Annotated in this window: 1 pseudogene; it reads right to left on the minus strand. The window is 44.4% G+C overall.

The window, feature by feature from the left end:
- Positions 1-446, minus strand: a pseudogene (locus tag A3729_RS10555) (ribonucleoside-diphosphate reductase, adenosylcobalamin-dependent); the annotation flags it as partial.

Here is a 446-nt window from a genome sequence, read left to right on the forward strand (position 1 = left end):
GAAATGACGGTAAGCGAGAAGCTCGTATGAGAATACGTCTACTTTTTCTTTCGTCTTCTTGCCTTCACGAATAATGTTTCGTGAATAGTGATGAGCAAAACTAGGCTCAATACCATTACTTGCGTTATTGGCAAGTGAAAGCGAAATGGTACCCGTTGGTGCGATAGAAGTGTGGTGAGTAAAACGAGCACCTTGTTCGGCTAATTTTTCGATTAGTTCCGGCTCATGCTCACCAACTTTCTGCATGTAACGGCTGTATTTTGCGTGAAGTACTTTACCTTTTACTTCATCGCCAACCTGGTAGCCTTCAGCTCTCATTTCAGGGCGTTTAAGAAGCATCTCCTCATCAACGATGAAGGTCTCTTCCATGATTGGCGCAGGGCCTTTTTCTTCTGAAAGCGCTAGGCCTTGTTTCCAGCCTTCAATAGACATCTCACGGTTTACCT

This window comes from Oleiphilus sp. HI0043 (genome assembly GCF_001634935.1).